The sequence below is a fragment of the Mesorhizobium sp. M7D.F.Ca.US.004.03.1.1 genome (genome assembly GCF_003998635.1).
GTDB lineage: Bacteria > Pseudomonadota > Alphaproteobacteria > Rhizobiales > Rhizobiaceae > Mesorhizobium > Mesorhizobium loti.
On sequence record NZ_RZQG01001137.1, the window covers coordinates 1 to 1,680 of the forward strand.

A 1,680-nucleotide genomic window follows, 5' to 3' on the forward strand; every position below is an offset into this window, starting at 1 on the left:
CCCTTATGGGGAGGGTAAGGCGGCCATGACCCGCGCCCTGACCCTGCTCCGCCGTCGCCTCGTCGGCAGCATCTTCGTGCTGCTGATCGTCGTCATCGGCACCTTCCTGCTGCTCGAAGCGGCCCCGGGCGACGCGGTCGATGCCTATATCATCTCGACCGGCGGCGACGCCGGCATGATCGAGCTGTTGCGCCATCGCTGGGGCCTCGACCAGTCGGAGCTGACGCGGCTGGCCAACTATCTCTGGGCTCTGTTGCATCTCGATCTCGGCCAGTCGGTGACGTTCTCCCGACCGATCCGCGACGTCATCCTCGAACGCCTGCCCAACACGCTGCTGTTGATGGTCAGCGCCACCGCGCTCTCCTTCGGGCTTGGTTCGGCACTCGGCATCTATGCCGGCGCGCGGCCAGGCAGTTTCCGCGATCGCTTCCTGTCGATCGGCTCGCTGGCGCTCTATGCCGTACCGGGTTTCTGGCTCGGCCTGGTGCTGATCGTCGTCTTTGCCGTCGACCTGCGCCGGCTGCCGATCGGCGGCATCGAAACCCTGGCCTCTGACAAGACCGGCTTTGATCGCGCAGCCGACATTGCCATCCATCTCGTCCTGCCCGTTTCCGCCCTCGGCTTCATCTATCTGGCGCTCTATCTGCGCATGATGCGCGCCGGCATGGCCGAGGTCTGGCGCCTGGATTTCGTGCTGGCCGCCCGTGCCAAGGGATTGTCACGCCGTCGCATCGTGCTAGCCCACGTCGCCCGCAACGCACTGCTGCCGCTGGTCACCATGCTCGGCCTGCAGTCTGCGCAGATGCTCGGCGGCAGCGTCGTCATCGAGAGCGTCTTTTCCGTACCCGGCCTCGGTCGACTGGCGCAGGAAGCGGTGGCCGCGCGGGACACCCCATTGCTGCTCGGGATTATTCTCACCAGCGCCGTCCTGGTCATTTTCATCAACCTTGCCGTCGACATCGCCTATGCCTTCCTCGATCCGCGCGTCGGCGCTAGCGAGGCTGACGCATGAGCCCGCTCCGCCGCTTTCTGCGCACGCCCGAGGCGTTCGCCGGCGCCATCCTCCTGGCGGCGCTGATCGCCATGGCGCTGTCGGCGTCATTGCTCTTCCCCGGCGATCCGCAGGCCATCGCCGGACCGGCAATGCTGCCGCCGTTCCAGGATTGGTCGCTGCCGCTCGGCACCGACCGGCTTGGCCGCAACGTGCTAGCCGAGCTCTTTCATGGCGCCCGCACATCGCTGGCCGTCGGGCTCACGGCTGCGGCCGCCGCACTTGTCGTCGGCGCGGTGGTCGGCACATTGGCCGGCTTTGCCGGCGGCATCGTCGACGAGGTGCTGATGCGCATCACCGACGCCTTCCAGACCGTGCCGAGCTTCCTGCTGGCGCTGGCCTTCGTCAGCGTCGTCGGACCGTCGCTCGGCATCGTCGTGATTGCCATCGCGCTCGGCACCTGGACCGGACCTGCCAGGGTGGCCCGCGCGGAAGTCCTCTCCATTCGCGAACGCGATTATGTCGCCGGGGCCAGGGTCATCGGCATGCACCCGCTGGCGATCGCCTTTCGCGAGGTGCTGCCCAATGCCTTGCCTCCGGTGCTGGCGATGTCATCGGTGATCGTCGCCGCCGCGATCCTCACCGAAGCGGCCTTGTCCTTCCTCGGCTTGGGAGATCCCAACCGGGTC

General features: G+C 67.3%; 2 protein-coding genes. Both read left to right on the top strand.

What is annotated here, in order from left to right:
- The first annotated feature begins 25 nt into the window (after positions 1-25).
- A complete protein-coding gene (locus EN935_RS34795) occupies positions 26-1,012 on the top strand; it encodes an ABC transporter permease (RefSeq protein WP_127266145.1) in 987 nt (328 codons plus the stop codon).
- Positions 1,009-1,680 (top strand): ABC transporter permease (locus EN935_RS34800; protein ID WP_164771636.1); only part of this gene is annotated, 672 nt, incomplete at its 3' end. The genes EN935_RS34795 and EN935_RS34800, both read left to right, overlap by 4 nt.